Genomic DNA, 19,362 nt, shown 5'->3' with positions numbered 1-19,362 from the left:
TTCCTATACATGGATTGCGATGTCTTCTGCATCGAGTCCGACTTCTTTTATGATTTCACCAACTGATGGATGCGCAAATGTAGCACTAGATAATTCTAGCGTTGATGCATTCATAAATGCTGCAATAGATATACTGTTGATTAACTCAGTCGCATGTGCACCGACAATTGTCGCTCCTAAAATATCACCTGATGGTGACACATTTAGCTTTATAAAACCTTCTCCACCATTTTCAATCACAGCTTTTGCGATTGTTTGTAAAGGTAACTTATGGGTTTTAAAATCTATTCCATTCTCTTTTAGAGCTTCAGTGGTCATACCAATTGATGCAATCTCTGGTGAGGTATAGACACATCTAGGGATCTTATTATAGTCCAAAGTCAGTGGTTTCTGATCTGCTATATGCTCTGCAGCGATAACCGCTTCTTCAATCGCAACGTGTGCAAGTTGAGGCGTATTTATAACATCTCCGATGGCATAAATATGAGATTCTTTAGTCTGATAGTACTCATTAACCTCAATCGTACCTTTACCAGTCACTTGAGCTTTCGTATTTTGAATGCCGAGTTGATCTGTATTAGGTTGTCTTCCAACAGCAACGATAATTTTATCATAGCTTTCTTTTTCACTATTCACCACTATTTCACCATGGTCATCTTTAATCTCTATATCGTCTGGATCCAGTGTAAAACCGGTTAACACTCTGACACCTTTGTCTTTTAAGGATTTTTCAACTGCTTTTGAAGCATCTTTTTCTTCTTGAATTAAGAGTCGGTCAGCCGCTTCAATTAAAGTCACTTCACTACCGAAAGATGATAGGATAGTCGCAAATTCAACGCCTATGACGCCGCCGCCAATCAGTGCAACTTTTTTGGGTATATTTTCAAGATGCATTAAGTCGTTACTAGATAGGACAACCTTATGATCAAATGAAAGGAATGGTAATTCTATTGGCCTTGAACCACTCGCTATAATCACTTGGTCATTGACAAGGACTTCACTTTCCATAGATTCATCTTCATAGGATACGCTGACTGCACCGGCAAGCGGTGAAAAAAGTGAGGGCCCAAGAATCGTTGCCGTACCTTCAATTACATCCACCTTATTCTTATCAAGTAAGTATTTAATGCCATTTTGCATCTGGTTTACAACCTTGTCTTTTACACTATTAATATTTTTAATATCAAAAGATGGTGTATGATTCTCTAAACCAAAACGAGATGCTGTTTTCATATTCTCTATCATTTCTCCGCTCTTTAAAAAGCTTTTTGTAGGAATACATCCTTGGTTCAAACAAGTACCACCGAGCTTACTTTTTTCAACAACAGCAACACTCTGACCAAGTTGACTGAGTTTAATTGCTGCCACATAGCCAGCTGTTCCACCACCGATTACGACGGTATCGTAATTTTTAGTCATTATTGACCACCTGCTTTATAGTATTTTAGCTTGTTATTATCTTGAATTACGGAGTATGCACCGTAGGCTAATGCATCCATCTCCAATTCACCTGGGTAAACGGTCACTGGTCCAATGTAGGCAATATATTCTTTAATGCCATTGATAACATAGTCACTATAACTGACTCCACCTGTTAAGATGATTTGGTCAACCTGCCCTTTTAGAATGGCAGCTTTTCCGCCGATTTCTTTGGCAATCTGGTAAATCATTGCATCAAGTACTTCTTTACTATGCTTATCTCCATTTTCAATATTTTGAACGACAGTGCGTACATCTTCTATACCAAGGTGGGATATTAAGCCACCTGCTTTAGAAGCAGTATAAATAATTGCTTCATCACTTAAATTATTATCGGCTTTATATTTCAATAGTGCATTGACTGGAACTGAACCGACACGTGTTGGACTCATTGGTCCGTCACCATTTAAACCATTATTAACGTCGATAACCTTGCCGTGTTTATGAGCACCAACAGTAATACCTCCGCCCATATGTACGACAATAAGCTTCAAGTCTTTGTAGTTTTTATCAATTGAATCTGCATATTTTCTGGCGACTGCTTTTTGATTAAGTGCATGGAAGATTGATGTTCTTCTAACACCTTTTAAACCTGTATATTTTGCTTCGTCACACAGTTCATCCACGACAACAGGATCAGTAATTACTGCCTTAATACCGTACTGTTTTGTAAATTCATTGGCGAGTATACCACTTAGATTAGAAGCATGATCACCGTATCTCTTAGAAATGAGGTCATCTAACATTTCTTCATTAATTAAATAAGTGCCGCCTTCAATGGGTCTTAATAGGCCACCCCGTGCTGAGACGATATCCAACTCTTCTGCAGTTACATTACACTCTCGTAAAAAGCCCATCACTGTGTCAAAGCGAACTGACTTTTGGTCTATGAGAGGCATTAAAATTAGAGCCTTGTCATGCGAGTAGGTCTTAACTTCTAGGCAAGATAAATCTCGATAGAGCGCGACTTTTGTAGTCGTGCTCCCGAGATTGATTACTAATGATAAAATAGACATTATTTTCTTCTACCACTTAGAATATTTTTATCTTTTTGAGTGAAGACACTTTTGACGTTTTGAATGGCTTCAATGCGACTCTCAGCAAGATGATCAGCTGCGTGTTGAGGTGAGATATTTTGCTCTTTTGCTATCGTAAAAATTTTGTCGATTTGATTGTATACATTGTTAACTTTAGATGTCGCACGTTCTTTGTCATAACCTTCTAGCTCATCAGCAACATTGATTACCCCACCAGAGTTAACGACATAATCTGGCGCATACATAATTCCTGCATCCGTTAACATTTGTCCATGTTTCTCAATGTCTAATAGCTGGTTGTTTGCACTACCACATACTGCTTTAACCTTCAGTTGTGGTATCGTGTCATCATTTAAAATTCCACCAAGTGCACACGGTGCAAAGATATCAGCATCTACACTATATATTTCATCTAAACCTACTGCCTTAGCACCGAAGTTATCTACAGCTCGTTGAACTGCTTTTTCATTAATATCTGTAACAATTAAATTTGCTCCTGATTCATGTAGTAACTCACATAAGCTGTAAGCAACGTTTCCGACGCCTTGAACGGAGATCGTTTTTCCTGAAAGATCATCACTACCAAATGCTTCTTTAGCAGTACGCTGCATTGCTCGGAATAATCCAAGCGCTGTAAATGGGCTCGGGTTACCAGATGAGCCGTATGCCTCAGAAATTCCGCAAACATAATCAGTCTCTTGGAAGATATAGTCCATGTCTGATACTGTGGTACCGACGTCTTCAGCAGCAATATAACGACCACCAAGGTTTTCAATGTAACGTCCTAAAGAACGGAAGAAGGCTTCAGACTTATCTTTTGAAGCGTCACCGATTACTACTGTTTTACCACCACCGAGGTTTAAGCCAGCTGCAGCATTCTTGTATGTCATGCCTTTAGCAAGTCTTAACACATCAGTGATTGCATCTTCTTCCTTATCGTAGTTCCAAAATCTAATACCTCCAAGGGCTGGACCGAGTGTTGTATCATGTATACAAATGATCGCCTTTAAGCCACTTTGTTTATCCTGACAAAATACAAGTTGTTCGTAATCCCCATGTTCCATTTCCGTAAATATCATCTTAAACATCCTCCTAAATTTAGTTGAGCATTTGTAGTGCGAGTTTGATTGAATTGTATTTTTCTACTTTAGTATCTGCCCGAGATGTGAGTACAAATGGGACTTTTAAACCAGTAATTATACCTGCACTATGTGCACCAGCTGATACTGTTAATGCTTTATATAAAACGTTGCCTGCATCAATGTGAGGCATGATGAGAATATCCGCATCACCTGCAACTTCAGATTTATAGCCTTTAATTTCACTAGCAGTAGCTGACATTGCTAAGTCATATGACATTGGTCCATCGACGATCGCATTTGAAAATAAATCAGCTTTTACAATTGTATCATTTGTGACTGTAGAATGAATCTTCTCATTCACTTTTTCAACTGCAGAAATTAAGGCTACTTTTGGTTTATTGATATTGAGATTTTCTGCGACCTCTATTGCATTCTCTATAATATTAACTTTCTTTTCATTGTCGACATCAATGTTCATAGCTGCATCACTGATAATAATAGGCTTGTGATACGTCGGTATGTCGAATAAGGCAACATGTGATAGTACCTTCTTATCTAATAAATCTAATTCCTTATTAAGCACTGCTTTGAGTATTGTTCCTGTCGATATTAATCCTTTCATTAACACACTGGCCCGACCACTGTGAATATCTTTAGCAGCTAGGTCAGCCGCTTCGGTATCCCCTTTAACATCATGTATTTCTATGTCGTAAGACTGATAGTCAAAAGCCATATCTTTAAATGAATTCACTAATAACGATTCATCATCATAGAGGTGCCATTTTATTTCATGTTTTTCGACTGTTTCTCTGACTATTTCTAAGAGCTCATTTGAGTCTGCACGAACCAAAGCTATAGACTGAGAAGGACTCCTGTTGTGATTTAACATGCTGTCAAAATTAATAATAATCCCTCCTACATTCATTATACAATATTTAATATAAAACGCTTGTATCATCCATTGTTTGTAAGCCCTTACATTAAGGATAACTTTAAAATATATAAAAGAAAAGTGTATTACGAATGTTTAATTATTAAGAATATTAGAACTAATAATTTCATAAATTCTTAAATTTTTAAGCTATTATTTAATGTATAATATAACTAGTATTTTAGATTAGGAGCATGTTAATGCAGAAAATTATCGCTTTATTAATACTTGTTATCCCATTTATAATTGCTGGGGTCGGAATCAAATTGATGCGAGACAGCATATTCGGTATCGTAATCGATCCCTTTACTTATACAGCCCTCCAATTTATAGTTGGTTTAATTATGACTATTGTTGGTGTTTGGTTCATTGGGGGTTACCTCCTTCATAGAGAAAGAAAAAATAAACGTGCACAAGAAAGATTTTTAAAAAAACTTAAAGAAAATGACGAGACAAATTAATAGTTTTTTATGGCCTCCAACGGTTACAGACGAGTATGTTAATTGTAACTTTTGGGGGATTTTTATATTACAATTGTATTAAATTCTGTAAATTTTGATAATTTTGTGACTTTACTCTTCTATAATTGCCTTATAAATTAATTGATGGAGGTTACTTTTAATGAAGTACAAGAATCGTTTAATTATCCCAACCCTACTTTCTACAAGTTTACTTGCCTCAACGATGGTCGCTAGTGCAGATGAGATTGATCAAGAAGAGAAAAGTTACGAACAAAATTTAGAAACTTACTATGAAGAAGACGGTGAAGTTGATAATTTACCAGATGACGATACGGATGAAAGTGACGATTCAGAAGAAATTGTTGAAGAAGAAAATACAGAAGAAACTCTAGAATCGGATGAAGAAGCCGCTCCTGAAGATGAAGAAAGTGAAGTTAATGAAGATGTTGACGAGTTAGAGTCAACTGAGTCAGAGAATAGTGAGACAGCGGAAGAAGAAACGGTTGAAGAAGATGTCCAAAGTGAAGAAGAAACTGTTGAAAACACGGCGTCCACTAATGAAAATGTAACAGCAGCTTTTCAAGAATCAGAAGTGACTACTGAGGCAGTAACTGAAGTACCTTCACAAGAAGAAAGTAATCCTGAGACTGAAGAAGAAACGGATACTACATTAGAAAGTACAGAAACCACTGTTGAAGAAACCACAGAAGAAAACTCAGATTCAACGACTGTAAGTGAGCCAGTAGAAGAACCAGCACAAGATGTTGAAGAAGTGACATCAGAAATTGCTGATTCAGAAGCAACTTCTGAGGAAGTAAATGAAGCACCTTCACAGGAAGAAAATAATACGGAAACTGAAGAAGAAACGGATACTACAGAAGTAGAAATCGCTAATTCAACTGTTGAAGAAACTCTAGAAGAAAACGCTGAGTCTACCCCTGAAGTTAAAGCAGAAGAAAACGTAGAATCAGATGAATCTACTGAGGAAGAGACTGTAGAAACCTCAAAAGAAGAAAGTAATCCAGAATCAGAAGAAGCTACTGATGCTACAAAAATAGATGAAACTGATACAAATATTGAAGAATCAATAGAAGAAGCTGAAGAAATTGAAGAGACAGTTGAAGATGTAGAGATCAACAAATCAGCAACTGACGAATCAGAAAAAGCTACATATAAATATGATTCTGAAACACTTACGAGTGAATTAGAAAATAAATCTGCTGAGGAACGTACAGCGTTTATAGAAGAAAATGCTGACAATATTGAAGCTGATGAAGAAACACTGAAGGAATTGACACAAGCCGTTGAAGATGAACATGGTGTTGAGATTGATGAGAATCAGGTCTTTAGCACAATGAGTGCAATGTCAATGTCTCAAGCAATTACGGATATTAATAGTTATATTGCAGAAAATAATTTTGAAGTAGCAGAAATTCAATACGATATTATTGATCATCTACCTCAATATGCTTATGAATCTAACATTGGATGGGAGCCTGAAAACGGTAAAGTTGGCCAACCTTCAGGTGTGGTGTTACATGATGTTGGTAATGATAACTCAACGATACATGGCGAGATTAGTTACATGTCCGAGAATTGGGAAAATGCCTTTGTACATGCCTTTGTAGATGCTGATAACATCATTCAAGTTGCAAATACAGATTATCTCGCTTATGGTGCGGGTCCTGTATCAAATGAAATTCATTTACAAGTAGAACTTGTACGACACGATAACCAACATGACTTCGCAAGATCAATTAATAACTACGCAGACTATATTGCTAATCTACTTTATAAATATAAACTTCCAGCTGAAAGAGCGGATAGTTCAGGAAATGGTACATTATGGTCTCACGTAGAAGTTTCAAACATTTTAGGTGGAACAGCTTCACCTGACCCATATGAATATTTCCAATCACATGGATATGCTTATGAAGATGTGATTAGCTTAATCCAAGGTCGTTACAACAACCTCTATAATAAAGTCACTACGCCAAGCATTTATATGCCTACTTTTGAAGGAGATAAATCAAATCTTGCCGGAAGTATCACTAACCAAAATAGAGGGATTTATGAAAGTATCACAGATGTTAAAACTGCCGATGCCAGCAACTACTTAGGAGAAGATGTTCGAGTGGTTCGCTCTGAAATTTACAATTATGAAGAATACTACCTACTTGAAAATGTCGCAGACGGGTCAACAATCGGCTGGATGTATGCAGGTGATGTTGCCACATCAGCACTACCAGAAGCACCAATTGAAGATGACGATGAAGGTACTGATAACTCAGATGATGATTCTACTCCAGAAGCACCAGTAGAAGATGACAATGAAGCTACTGATAACTCAGGTGATGATTCTACTCCTGAGTCACCTGAAGAAGATAACGATGAAGGTACTGATAATTCAGGTGATGACTCTATCCCTGAAGTACCTGAAGAAGATAACGACGAAGGTACTGATAACTCAGGCAACAGCTCTACACCCGAAGCACCAGTAGAAAATGATAATAAAGGTACTGATAACTCAGATGATGGTTCTACTCCAGAGGCACCTGAAGAAGATGACGACGAAAGCACTGATAAGTCAGGAGATGACTCTACACCTGAAGTACCAGTTGATGATGACGATGAATCTGCTGATGATTCGAATGAAGATACATCTACAGATGAGAATCAAAGAGACGATGATTCTGATGATAGTACTGAAGTAGATTCACCGAGTGATAGTAATGATGAAAATGGCTCAGATGACGAGTCTCCAAATGATTCAAATAGTGATAATATCTCTGATGACAGTACTGAAGATCAACCAGAACAACCAAGTAATGGAGATAATGAATCAGATGATGAATCTGAAGAAGTTGTAGGAAGAGATGAATCAACTGACTTAGATGATGATAATGGTGAAGCAACTGATGATGTTTCATCTTCATTAGAAGATCCAGATACTGCTATTAGAGTTTATAGTGTGTCTGATGAGCTAGTTGGCAAGCAGTTAGAAGTAACTGTACTTAATCCTTCAAATGCCATTGATGCAACACATGATTTATATGATATTCATATTCTAAATAGTGATGGTTCATTATATAACTTGAACAACCCTGTTACAGTTTACCTACCTGCTAATGGATATGTATCAAATCTATATTATCTAGGGGATATTGGTGAAACGCTAGAGGCCATTTCATTCAGAACTGACGATGACTATGTCGTATTTGAAACTTCTAGCTTCAGTCAATATGCTGTAGTTTACGGTGAATCTAACAAAGAAAACACTATTATCCCACCAACATCTGAAAAACATGGTGGAGATTCATCTGATGGTACAAATACTCATTCTAAAGTCTACACAGAAAATGTAGGTCAAGTTGATCAGGCTGAAGGGTCTATATCTAAAAATGAAGTAAAAGAAATTACGCAGAAAGATAGTAATCCAGTGGTAGAAACTACAGATGATCAAGTAGCAGTGTTACCAAATACAGGTGTTAATGAACAAGGCACAACTGTATTTGCAGCATTACTTGCAGCACTAGGCCTAGGCTTCTTAGTTAGAAGAAGAAAATCTGGTGATGAGAAATAAATGTAGGTCTATGTGACTACAGCGTAAATAATAAAGAGGGTGGAAATCTAATTTTTAGATTTCCACCCTCTTCTATTTAGGAAGAAACTTATTCTTTTCCAGTTCTCAGCAATTCTTCTGCATTCAAACGTGCAGCTTCTGTGATCTTAGATCCACTAATCATACGTGCAATTTCTTCGACTTTCTCCTCTTCAGTTAAATAAGATGCTGTAGATTGTGTTCTGTCATCGACATTAGATTTCTCTACGTGAAGGAGGAAATCTGCAGTTGCAGCGGCTTGTGGTAAGTGTGAAATAGCGAGTACTTGTCTTTGCTTACTCAACAACTTCATCTTTTCTACCATACGCGCAGCAACTTGACCACTCACTCCAGTATCTATTTCATCAAATATTATAAGTGAATCATGTTCGAAGTCAGAGAAAATCGTTTTAATCGCTAAACTTACACGGGACACTTCCCCACCGGATGCAATTTTATTCAACGGTTTTAGTGGTTCACCTTTATTGACTGCGATCAAGAATTCAGCGTCTGTGTATCCTAAAGGATTAAATTGTGATTCTTTTAAATTGATTTCAAACTGTACATCTGGCATTTCAAGCTCTGACAATTCATGTCTTAATTTACTTTCAAGAAAATGTTTTCTGTCCCATCGATATTGATGCAATCGTTCTGCTGATGCTTCCATCTTGTCGTAAAGCATTTTTTCTTCTTTTTGAAGTCGATCAAATGACTGTGAAATATTCTCTAAATCATCAATATCTGATTTTAATTGCGTTTGAAATTCTAACAATCCTTCAAATGTTTTAGTATATTTTCTCTTTAATTGATTAATTTGATTTAATCTCGATTGGATTGCATTTAAACGGTCACTGTCATAATCGAGTGATGACAAATCATTTGATACTTGTGAATTCAACTCTGTCAGTAGGTAATATGCATCTGTCAATGTATCTTTATAAGAAATGTATGACTCATCATAACGAGTAATCGTTTCTAACGACTGATTGATATCGTAAAGCATACCTTGAGGTGGATATTCACTGACAAGTAAGGACTTAATCTGATTTAATGCGTCATTAATATTTTCATAGTTCGATAAAAACTCAAGCTCATTTTCTAGTTCTGTCTCTTCGTCCTCTTTTAATTCTAATGTTGATAGTTCACTATATTGATGCTTTAACAATTCAAGTTGTGTCAGTCTATTTCTATCTTTATATTCTAACTCTTCCTTACGAGACTTTACAGATTGATAAGCTTGGTAATCATGAGTATATGTTGTGAAAATATCCTCCTTGACTAAACCAATATATCGATCCAAGTAATCCAACTGCTCGGACTTATCTAACACTTCTCTATGTGTGGATTGAGAATGTATGGATAAAACATGTTCCATAATGTTTTTAAGCTGATTTAAAGTGATCATCTTATTATTTATTTTAATCAAGCTTTTACTATTCGTCATAATTTCTCTACGAACAATATACAACTCATCTTCTTCAATACTTGAGTCAGCTAATAATTGATTTAATTTTTCATTACTTGGAAAATCAAATACACCCTCAATGACAGCACCGGACTTTCCATGCCTGATATCTTCTTGAGATGCACGTTTCCCCTCTAAGTATCCGATCGCTTCAATAATTTTTGATTTTCCGGCACCAGATTCCCCCGTCAATACTGTCATGCCCTTTGAAAAATCAACTTCTATATTTTCTAATACAGCAAAGTTCTGCACACTGAGTCTTAGTAACACATTCAACACTCCAATTAAATGAGATTAAAAATTCGATCTTTAATTAATTGCTGTGATTCTTCATCTCTACAAATGAGTAAGCATGTGTCATCGCCACAAATCGTACCAACGACCTCTTCCCACTCTAGTTGATCGATAATCGCACCAATTGATTGTGCATTACCTGGTAAGGTTTTTAAGACAAGTAAGTTACCAGTAAAATCCAACTTAACGAAACTATCCATTAGATATCGACCGAGCTTTTCTAGTGGATGATACTGTCTATCCTTAGGCATACTGTATACATATTCTCCGCCTGGAGATGGTACTTTAATTAACTGCAATTCCTTGATATCTCTTGAGACAGTTGCTTGTGTAACATTGAACTTGTGTTCATTTAACTTATCTACAAGCTCTTCCTGTGTTTCAATTTTGTTGTTAGTAATAATTTCTCTAATCTTTATTTGCCTGATTGACTTGTTCGACATTGAATATCCCCCTTGGTTAAAATCATGTGTATATTTATACATCATATTATCATAAGTTTATATTCTTGGAAAGCAAAAACAGAAGACATCAACTATTAACAATAGTAGTGATGTCTTCTGTTCTGACTTGATTATTATTTATATCTACATTGCTAAGGTAGCATAAATATTCTACATTACCTTTGGTACCTTTAATCGGTGATTTGTCAAGTGAATACGCATATAAACCAATCTTGTTCGCTTCATCAATCACCCGATTTATAACACTTTCATGGGTCTCTAAATTCGTTATAATCCCATGCGCTTCTCGCTCTTCAAGATAACTCTCAAACTGGGGCTTAATTAAGGCGACAATACTATAATCATGTTTAAACAACACTTCAATATGTCTAAGAATTGGAACAATAGAAGTAAAGGAAACATCAATAGTAATCAATTCAGGTAAACGAGTGAAATCATTAATATCTGTATCTTTAAAGTTAGTCTGTTCCATGACCTTAACACGTTCATCTATTCTAAGGCTATAATCCAGTTGATTTGTACCTACATCCACAGCATAGATATATGAAGCCCCGTGCTTCAATCCACAATCCGTAAAACCACCCGTAGATGATCCAATGTCCAACATGATTTTATTGTTTAAATCGATATTAAAATGACGAATTGCATGTTGTAACTTCAAACCACCACGAGACACATACTCTTTAACATTTTTAAATCTAATATTTGCTTTAGCGGGATCTAACTTATCAGAAGCTTTATAGACTAACTCATTATTATTTAATACTTTTCCCGCCATAATCATACGCTGGATGTCTGTTAATGAGCCGATATTAAAATGTTCAAAAATATACTCATCAGTTCGCATTTTTTTCATGACTATCCTCAACAATACGACGACTTTTATTTACGATATTTTCAACACTGATTCCGATATCATTGAGTAGTAGATCAACATCACCATGTTCAATATATTCGTTATCAATACCTAATCTTTGAATAGTATTTCTATACTTATTATCAGTAAAATATGATGCAATCATAGAACCTAAACCACCTGTCAGCATTGCTTCTTCAATAACAAAGATTGGCATGCTGTTGGCACCTAATTGATCTAAGCAGTCAAAATCTAAAGGCTTAATGAATCTAGCATTAATAACTTTAGCATTAATTCCAAGGTCTTTAAGTGTTGTCGCTGCTTCAGTGAGCATCTGTAAAGTTGGGCCGTAGGAAATTAAAACAATATCATTTCCTTCTTCTAACACTTCCCAACTACCGTATTTAATTGGCGCTCTTTCTTCACTTGGATCTAAACCAAGGACATTACCTCTAGGATACCTAATTGCCATAGGACCATTAGTGTTGAATGATAAATCAATCATGGCTGCAGCTTCTATCTCATCTCTAGGCATCATTAACGTAATATTTGGTAATGGTGTAATGAAGCTAATATCAAAGACGCCTTGGTGTGTTTCACCATCTGCACCAACTAAACCACTACGGTCTATACCAATTAAAACGTCTAAGTTTTGACGGTCAACATCATGTAAAAGCTGGTCGTAACCGCGCTGTAAAAAGGTCGAATAAATCGCTAGATATGGTTTTAAGCCTGCTGCAGCTAAACCACCTGCCATAGTTAAAGCATGTTGTTCAGCGATACCAACGTCAAAGAAACGTTCTGGTAATTCATTTTGGAACTTAGTAAGTTTACTACCAACAGGCATAGCAGGCGTTAAGGCAACAATACGTTCATCTTTTTTTGCATGCTCTAAGACAGTGTTGGACATAAAGCCACTCCAAGACTCCGTTTCCTTTTTACCAAGCACTTCTCCAGTTTCCATCTTATATGGACCTAAGCCGTGCCAAACACCTAACTTATCATGTTCAGCTGGGTGGTACCCTTTACCTTTTTTAGTAATCACGTGAATGATAACGGGGCCATCATACTCTTTTGAAGTTTTAATTGCGGCACCTAAGTCTTCGAAACTGTGACCATCGACTGGACCAATGTATTTAATGCCCAGTTCTTCAAAGAAGACGCCATCAACAAACATGTACTTAGTACTATCTTTTACGCGGTCTGCTAAATCTCTTAAAGTCGTTCCAACTTGTGGTAATTTCTCGATAAAACCTTCAGCACCGTGTTTTAATTTATTATACTGTGTATTCGTACGCATGCGTCCAAGCATGTTGTGTAAGGCACCAACATTTGGTGCAATACTCATTTCATTATCATTTAAAATAATCGTCATATTCGTCTTATCACTACCGATATGATTTAATGCTTCTAAAGCCATACCGCCAGTTAAAGCACCATCACCAATAATTGGGACGACATGACTGTTTTCACTTTTAATATCTCTCGCTTTGGCAAATCCCATCGCTGCAGATAAGGACGTTGATGAATGGCCCGCTTCCCATACATCATGTTCACTTTCTCGCATTTTAGGAAAACCACATAAGCCTTCGTATTGACGAAGTGTAGGAAACTTATCGATTCTACCTGTTAGGATCTTGTGTATATATGCCTGATGTCCGACATCGAAAATCAGTTTGTCAGTTGGCGAATCAAAGTACTTATGAAGGGCAATTGTTAATTCAACAACACCTAAGTTTGCTCCGATGTGGCCGCCTGTAATTGCACATGATTCTATTAGGAATTCCCTAATATCACTTGCAAGTTCTTCGAGCTCCTTATCATTTAAGTTTTTCAGAAATGAAGGCTCTTCAATACTATATATATTCATATAGCAACCACCTTTAAATTTACTATTACTCATTATAACACTATATAGTACTCCCAAAAAGAAAAATGATAATTCATATACCTATGAATTATCATTGGTTTCTGTCAGCAAATATAGAGACAATTTGTCTTAATCCCTCTATGGAAATGTCTCTTTCTAAAGTTTCAAGTATCATATTAGCCTGGTCAACTTTTTCTGCTAATGCCGACTTCGCACCATCTAATCCAAGTTCACTCACATAAGTAACCTTACCTTTTTTAACATCTGAACCAGAATTCTTACCTGTGAGTTCAACCTGTCCCTCTATATCTAGAATATCGTCTTTAATTTGAAAGAGCACACCGATAATTTCACTAAATCGTTCAAGTTGTAAACTAACTGATTCACTTGCATTAGCGATGATACATGCAGAAAGGACTGGCGCTTTTATTAGAGCACCGGTTTTAAAGGAATGTATAATTTCTAATTCTTCTAATGAAGTAATCTTCTCTTCTGCTTCAATATCTAACATCTGACCGCTTATCATGCCGGACTGACCACTGGCAGTTGAGATTGTCTCAATTAATTTGATTCTCACTTCAGCAGATAATGACTCATCTTTACTAATGACATTGAAACTTTCATTTAGTAGATTATCACCTGCTAATATCGCTGTCGCTTCACCAAAAACGATATGATTGGTTGGTTTACCGCGTCTTAAGTCATCGTTATCCATGGCTGGTAGGTCATCATGAATAAGTGAATATGTGTGAATCATCTCGATAGCAGAAGCAGCACTTAAGCCTTTCATAGGCGTTTCGCCAAGCGCGTCTAACACAGTAAATAAGAGTGTCGCACGTAGACCTTTTCCCCCTGCTTCAATGGAATATCGACTCGCATCAAATATAGTTGTTGAGTGTTTGGAGTATTCGAGATGAGCTAATATATTTTGTTTTACTTCATCTATATATTTATTCTTCATCTTCTGAATCTCCAACTAGCTCTTCTACTTTTAATTCTGCATTTTTAAGAATATCATCACATTCTTTGGAAAGCTTGATACCTTCCTGATAGAGTTCAAGTGACTTTTCTAAAGATAAACCATCTTCATCTAGAGATTTTACGATTTCTTCAAGTCGTGTCATTTTCATTTCGAAGGTTGCTTCATTTTTTGTCATCTTCATTCACCTCTATAACTTCGGCGGTCACACTGCCGGTACTAAATGATATATCTACAAAATCGCCCTTATTTAATTCCTTTGCATCTGAGACAATTTTATTATTAAATGTTGTAAAAGAATAGCCTCTTTTTAGTATCTGTGTCGGACTGACAGACTCTAAAACTTGAATATTATTATTTAAGGACTCCGTTTTTTGTCTATGAACTTTTCTAACACCACGATAAAGTCCATCACGATAACGATTTAAGTCCTGCTGATACTTATTAATACTCGGTGACGGACTCATATAAGATAAGCTAGTATTTAAGCGGTCCAGCTGGTGTTTAAATAGGGTTAGTTGCTTGACCATCGAACGCTCTATATTCTTATTGAAGTCATGTAGTTTTTCAGTCTGTTCAATGTACAGTAAATTAGGGTTCTTAAACTTATAATATGATGCAAGATTCTCTAGTTGTTTTCTATCAGTGGAGATTTTATTTTTTAATTGATACGTCGTCTGTCGATTAAACTCTTCTAATTTAACCTGTAAATCTCTTTGATTTGGTACAGCTTGTTCTGCAGCAGCCGTCGGTGTTGGTGCTCTTAGGTCACTCACAAAATCGACGAGTGTAAAGTCTGTTTCATGACCGACTCCGGTGATAATAGGAGTTTTTAAATTAGCAACGGTCATGGCAACGTCCAACTCATTAAAAGTCCACAAATCTTCAATTGATCCGCCACCACGGGCAAGAATAATTGTATCTACACCGAGTTTATCTGCTGCCATTAAATTATTAATAACACTCTGTTTACTAAGACCACCCTGAACATATGTATTGTAGAGCGACACTTTGACGAGAGGATATCGTCTTGTCAATGTCGTAATCATATCTTTAATGGCTGCACTCGTACTTGAAGAAACAATTGCAATATGTTCTGGAAATCTTGGAATTGTTTTTTTTAAGTCCGCTTTAAAATACCCTTTCTCCTCTAGGTACTTTTTATTCTCTTCAAGCTTTAAAAATAATTGTCCGACACCATCAATCTGCATTTCCTTGACATATAGCTGATACTGCCCTCTTTTTTCATAGATTGTGATGTTTCCAGAAAGTAAGACGTTTTGTCCTTCTTCCGCTTTAAAATCTAGTTTTTCTGCATCATATCTAAACATAACTGCATTGATTACTGATGCGTCATCTTTAACTGAAAAGTAGATGTGACCATTTGAATGGTGCTTTACATTCGATAGCTCACCTTTAAGAAAGACCCGTTGTAAATACGGGTCTTTGTCAAATTTATATTTAATATATTTTGTTAAAGATTGAACAGTTAAATACTTATTACTATCCATATAACTTACCCTTCATTTTGTACGGCAAAGTTCTTAAGTACACCATTTACAAAACGATGACTATCCTTATCTCCGTAATTTTTTGCAAGTCTGACAGCTTCATCAATAACGACTTTTACAGGTGAATCATGAACTTCCAACTCACTGATTGCGATACGTAAGATATTGCGTTCTACTTTAGATATTCGGTCGATCGTATATCCAGTTAGGCTGGATGAAATCTTACCATTTATACTTTCATCATTTGCGAAATAATAATCTACTATGGCTTTTATAAACATCTCACTCTGATATATTTCATAATATTTAGCATTCGTTAAATCTACAATATCTTTGTCCGTTTGAAAAAGTAATTGGAATGCCTTTTGTCTTTGTTCATGTCTTTTCATGCTTACACCTAAACCTATCTGTATACTATTTTATAATGTTGACAATGTGCACGTTTACTTCATTGACAGTCACTTCTAACATATCATTTACTGTCTGTTTAACATTGTTTTGGATGCGTTCAGCCACGTTATGCACATTTCGGTCAGTCGATAAAACAACATAGATAGAGATATGAATTTTGTCATCTTTTGTTTCAACCCTGACACCGCGGCCTCGAAACTTCTTACCAATCTTTTCGATATTACCACTGGCAAAGTTATTTTGCAATGAGTGAACACCTTTAGTCTCTTCTACTGCGATGCTGGCAATTACTTCTATCACTTCACTAGAAATTTCAATATTGCCTAAAGCTGTACTATGATTTTCTAAAATCATTATGATCACCTCACATCAATATTATACCATGACATTTCTGCTTATAAAAATAGTTTGACATTAAAATCGGACGCACACTACGTTTTGTAATATACGTCCGATTTTCATTTTGATTATAGTATTTATTTCATAATGTCTTCTTCTACTAAGAAGTTAGTATTGTAATTATTATCTATAAATGACTGGTTCTCTAAAAGATTTTGGTGAAATGGAATTGTTGTATCAATCCCACCAATTGTAAATTCTTTTAAAGCTCTACGTGCAATACTTAAGGCAGCGTCACGGTCTTTTCCATGGACGATAAGTTTTGCAATCATTGAGTCATAGAAAGGTGGAATCACATAACCTGAATAAGAGGCTGTATCCATCCTTACACCAAAACCACCAGGTTGTAAGAACTCTGTGATCTTACCTGCAGAAGGCATAAAGTTTTTATGAGGATTCTCTGCATTCACTCTAAATTCAAAAGCATGACCTTCAAAGTTAATATCACTTTGTTTGAATGGGAGGGGTTCGTGCATCGCAACTTGTATTTGTGCTTTGACAAGATCGACACCTGTAATCATTTCTGTGACTGGGTGCTCAACTTGTATACGCGTGTTCATTTCCATAAAATAGAATTTATGATCGTTTAAATCGTATATAAACTCTATTGTTCCAGCACCAATATAATCGATACTTTTAGCTGCACGTACAGCAGTTTCACCCATCTCTTGACGAGTTTTTTCACTGATTACGGGACTTGGTGCTTCTTCAACAAGTTTTTGCATCCTTCTTTGAACGGTACAATCCCTTTCACCTAGATGGACAACATTACCATGATAGTCACCTAGGACCTGAATCTCAACGTGCCTAAAGTTCTCAATAAATTTCTCGATGTATAAACTCTTATTACCGAACGCACTTTCAGCCTCTTGTTCTGTCAGCTTATAATTTTGTGTAAGTTCATCTCTGTTCCTTGCAACACGTATACCTTTACCGCCACCGCCATAGCTCGCTTTAATAATTATTGGATAACCGATGTCATCTGCAATAGAATAAGCATCTTCTAATGATTTTACGACGCCGTCACTACCTGGTACAGTCGGTACATTTGCTTCTATCATAGTTTGTTTAGCGACATCTTTAACACCCATTAATGAAATAGTTTCAGACATTGGTCCTATAAATATTAAATTGGATGTCTCACACATTTCCGCAAAATCGCTATTTTCAGCTAAGAACCCGTAACCAGGATGTATTGCATCACATCCTGTTGACTGCGCAATAGTGATAATACCTATCATGTCTAGATAACTATCCTTCGATAATTTAGGTCCGATGCAGTATGATTCTGTAGCTAGTTTCCGGTGTAAACTATCCTCATCTGCTTCTGAATAAATACTAACAGTATCAATACCTAATTCGTGACAAGCACGAATAATTCTGACCGCAATTTCTCCACGGTTTGCAATTAATACTTTTTTTATCATTTCAATCTGAATAATGGTTGATTGTATTCAACCATTTCTCCATCATCTACTAAAATCTCAACAATTTCACCGGATACTTCTGCCTGTATTTCATTAAATAGTTTCATAGCCTCTAAAATACAAACGACTGAAGAGCTTGAAACTTTGTCTCCAACTTTAACGTAAGCATCTGCTTCAGGTGATGGTGATTTATAAAATGTTCCTACCATCGGAGCCTTTATAGTTATTCCTTCATCTACAGGCTGTGTACTGCTGGATGTTGTAACTTCTTGTTTTGGAGTTTGAACTATTTGTGGGCTTTGTACCTGAGTCGGTGTCAGCTCTCTTTTAAGTTTTATATCCACGTCTTTATCTTTATATGAAATTTCAGTAAGTGACGCACGTTCCATTTTTTCGATTAAAGAATCGACTTGTTCTAAATTCATTCGTAAACTCTCCCATAAAATAATATGTTAAATATTCTACACCGGTGGTCGTACCAATTCAAGTTAATTTTAAGAGCAGGGAAAACTGCTCTTAATTTTTTTATGCTCTAGAAACGTATGACCCTTCTTCTGTGTTAACGACTAACACGTCCCCTTGGTTAACAAAGAGTGGGACTTGTAGCGTCACACCAGTTTCAAGTGTCGCTGATTTTGAAGCACCACTTGCCGTGTCACCTTTGATGCCAGGCTCTGTTTCGACTACTTCAAGTTCAACAGTTTTAGGTAGCTCTACCCCAAGTGTTTCACCTTCATACATCATAATTGAAACAGACATATTCTCTTTTAGGTAGTTTAATTCATGTTCTAATTGGTCTGCAGGGATTTCAAGTTGATCATATGTGTTGTTATCCATAAATACATGTGAATCGCCATCTGCATATAGGTACTGCATTTTATTGTTATCTATTTGAGCACGAGCTACTTTTTCACCAGCTCTAAATGTTTTCTCTTGTGTTGCACCAGTTCGTAGGTTTTTGAGCTTACTACGTACAAAGGCAGCACCTTTACCTGGTTTTACGTGTTGGAAGTCTAAAACTTTCCATATTCCTCCGTCTGTTTCAATTGTTAAACCTGTTTTAAAATCGTTTACTGAAATCATAATATTCCTCCT

Annotated in this window: 18 protein-coding genes; 2 read left to right on the top strand and 16 right to left on the bottom strand. The window is 36.2% G+C overall.

Annotation, left to right across the window (positions count from 1 at the left end; translation table 11 throughout):
• Positions 1 to 3: 3 nt before the first annotated feature.
• Genes lpdA through EYB29_RS04170 form a run of 4 tightly spaced genes read right to left on the bottom strand, consistent with a single transcriptional unit; the run spans position 4 to position 4,523 of the window.
• Entirely contained in the window at positions 4 to 1,419 is a 1,416-nt protein-coding gene (lpdA, locus tag EYB29_RS04185) for a dihydrolipoyl dehydrogenase (protein ID WP_166626661.1), read from the bottom strand.
• Positions 1,419 to 2,495, bottom strand: a complete 1,077-nt coding sequence (gene buk, locus EYB29_RS04180) for a butyrate kinase (RefSeq protein ID WP_166626660.1) — start codon at positions 2,493 to 2,495, stop codon at positions 1,419 to 1,421. The genes lpdA and buk overlap by 1 nt, the downstream gene beginning before the upstream one ends.
• On the bottom strand, positions 2,495 to 3,595 hold the full coding sequence (locus EYB29_RS04175) for a Leu/Phe/Val dehydrogenase (RefSeq protein WP_026866364.1): 1,101 nt from the start codon (positions 3,593 to 3,595) through the stop codon (positions 2,495 to 2,497). Before EYB29_RS04175 ends, buk begins: the two co-directional genes overlap by 1 nt.
• A gap of 19 nt (positions 3,596 to 3,614) precedes the next feature.
• Entirely contained in the window at positions 3,615 to 4,523 is a 909-nt protein-coding gene (locus tag EYB29_RS04170; protein WP_166626659.1) for a phosphate acyltransferase, read from the bottom strand.
• A gap of 206 nt (positions 4,524 to 4,729) precedes the next feature.
• Here EYB29_RS04170 and EYB29_RS04165 point away from each other — a divergent pair, with 206 nt between their 5' ends.
• Positions 4,730 to 4,990 (top strand): DUF2627 domain-containing protein, encoded by a 261-nt coding sequence (locus EYB29_RS04165; RefSeq protein WP_166626658.1) that lies wholly within the window; start codon positions 4,730 to 4,732, stop codon positions 4,988 to 4,990.
• A gap of 160 nt (positions 4,991 to 5,150) precedes the next feature.
• Positions 5,151 to 8,573 (top strand): LPXTG cell wall anchor domain-containing protein, encoded by a 3,423-nt coding sequence (locus EYB29_RS04160; protein ID WP_166626657.1) that lies wholly within the window; start codon positions 5,151 to 5,153, stop codon positions 8,571 to 8,573.
• 88 nt (positions 8,574 to 8,661) lie between these two features.
• Here EYB29_RS04160 and recN read toward each other — a convergent pair whose 3' ends face one another.
• The 12 genes from recN to efp all read right to left on the bottom strand — a co-directional run bounded on the left by recN (position 8,662) and on the right by efp (position 19,350).
• Positions 8,662 to 10,326 (bottom strand): DNA repair protein RecN, encoded by a 1,665-nt coding sequence (gene recN / locus EYB29_RS04155; RefSeq protein ID WP_166626656.1) that lies wholly within the window; start codon positions 10,324 to 10,326, stop codon positions 8,662 to 8,664.
• A gap of 14 nt (positions 10,327 to 10,340) precedes the next feature.
• A complete protein-coding gene (gene ahrC, locus EYB29_RS04150) occupies positions 10,341 to 10,793 on the bottom strand; it encodes a transcriptional regulator AhrC/ArgR (protein WP_026866369.1) in 453 nt (150 codons plus the stop codon).
• Positions 10,794 to 10,881: 88 nt separating this feature from the next.
• Entirely contained in the window at positions 10,882 to 11,670 is a 789-nt protein-coding gene (locus tag EYB29_RS04145) for a TlyA family RNA methyltransferase (RefSeq protein WP_166626655.1), read from the bottom strand.
• Positions 11,651 to 13,540, bottom strand: coding sequence for a 1-deoxy-D-xylulose-5-phosphate synthase (gene dxs / locus EYB29_RS04140; protein ID WP_166626654.1), 1,890 nt, complete (start codon positions 13,538 to 13,540; stop codon positions 11,651 to 11,653). The genes EYB29_RS04145 and dxs overlap by 20 nt, the downstream gene beginning before the upstream one ends.
• A gap of 91 nt (positions 13,541 to 13,631) precedes the next feature.
• On the bottom strand, positions 13,632 to 14,501 hold the full coding sequence (locus EYB29_RS04135) for a polyprenyl synthetase family protein (protein WP_166626653.1): 870 nt from the start codon (positions 14,499 to 14,501) through the stop codon (positions 13,632 to 13,634).
• Complete coding sequence (xseB, locus tag EYB29_RS04130; protein ID WP_026866373.1) at positions 14,491 to 14,697, bottom strand: exodeoxyribonuclease VII small subunit; 207 nt, start codon at positions 14,695 to 14,697, stop codon at positions 14,491 to 14,493. Before xseB ends, EYB29_RS04135 begins: the two co-directional genes overlap by 11 nt.
• Positions 14,684 to 16,030, bottom strand: a complete 1,347-nt coding sequence (gene xseA, locus EYB29_RS04125) for an exodeoxyribonuclease VII large subunit (protein ID WP_166626652.1) — start codon at positions 16,028 to 16,030, stop codon at positions 14,684 to 14,686. Before xseA ends, xseB begins: the two co-directional genes overlap by 14 nt.
• A 5-nt stretch (positions 16,031 to 16,035) precedes the next feature.
• Entirely contained in the window at positions 16,036 to 16,419 is a 384-nt protein-coding gene (gene nusB / locus EYB29_RS04120) for a transcription antitermination factor NusB (RefSeq protein WP_166626651.1), read from the bottom strand.
• Between the two features lie 25 nt (positions 16,420 to 16,444).
• Positions 16,445 to 16,795 (bottom strand): Asp23/Gls24 family envelope stress response protein, encoded by a 351-nt coding sequence (locus EYB29_RS04115; protein ID WP_026866376.1) that lies wholly within the window; start codon positions 16,793 to 16,795, stop codon positions 16,445 to 16,447.
• Between the two features lie 122 nt (positions 16,796 to 16,917).
• Positions 16,918 to 18,264 (bottom strand): acetyl-CoA carboxylase biotin carboxylase subunit, encoded by a 1,347-nt coding sequence (gene accC / locus EYB29_RS04110; RefSeq protein ID WP_026866377.1) that lies wholly within the window; start codon positions 18,262 to 18,264, stop codon positions 16,918 to 16,920.
• A complete protein-coding gene (gene accB / locus EYB29_RS04105) occupies positions 18,264 to 18,692 on the bottom strand; it encodes an acetyl-CoA carboxylase biotin carboxyl carrier protein (protein ID WP_026866378.1) in 429 nt (142 codons plus the stop codon). The genes accC and accB overlap by 1 nt, the downstream gene beginning before the upstream one ends.
• Before the next feature lie 100 nt (positions 18,693 to 18,792).
• Complete coding sequence (gene efp / locus EYB29_RS04100; RefSeq protein ID WP_026866379.1) at positions 18,793 to 19,350, bottom strand: elongation factor P; 558 nt, start codon at positions 19,348 to 19,350, stop codon at positions 18,793 to 18,795.
• Positions 19,351 to 19,362 lie beyond the last annotated feature (12 nt).

The sequence above is a fragment of the Jeotgalicoccus sp. S0W5 genome (genome assembly GCF_011634875.1).
GTDB lineage: Bacteria > Bacillota > Bacilli > Staphylococcales > Salinicoccaceae > Jeotgalicoccus > Jeotgalicoccus marinus.
The sequence above is the reverse complement of the archived record's forward strand: the minus strand, read 5'-3'. Positions and strand labels throughout refer to the sequence as shown.